This is a genomic window from Pseudoduganella aquatica, assembly GCF_009857595.1.
Classification (GTDB): Bacteria; Pseudomonadota; Gammaproteobacteria; order Burkholderiales; family Burkholderiaceae_D; genus Rugamonas; species Rugamonas aquatica_A.
The window spans coordinates 1-301 of sequence record NZ_WWCU01000144.1 but is presented as its reverse complement, the minus strand read 5'-3'; the positions used below and the strand labels follow the sequence as shown (position 1 = coordinate 301).

Genomic DNA, 301 nt, shown 5'->3' with positions numbered 1-301 from the left:
ACGCCAAACGCTCACACTTATCGGCTGTTTTTAAAGAGAACGTTTTCTGGGGCTGTAGCTCAGCTGGTTAGAGCACCGTGTTGATAACGCGGGGGTCGTTGGTTCGAGTCCAACCAGCCCTACCAGTTTTACTGTTTAAACGTAAGCGATCAGACGTTTAGGTTTAAGTAGTATCGTTCTTTAACAATTTGGAAGAAGTAAAGATTTATTGAATATCGCAAGATATTCAGGGTAGTAGATAAATCATCAAACACAGTAGTAAATGCTTGATACCGATAGCCGTCAAGGTTATAGGGACAAG

Annotated in this window: 1 tRNA gene; it reads left to right on the top strand. The window is 41.9% G+C overall.

The window, feature by feature from the left end:
• Positions 1-48 precede the first annotated feature (48 nt).
• Positions 49-125, top strand: a tRNA-Ile gene (locus GTP77_RS29970).
• The last annotated feature ends 176 nt before the right edge of the window (positions 126-301 follow it).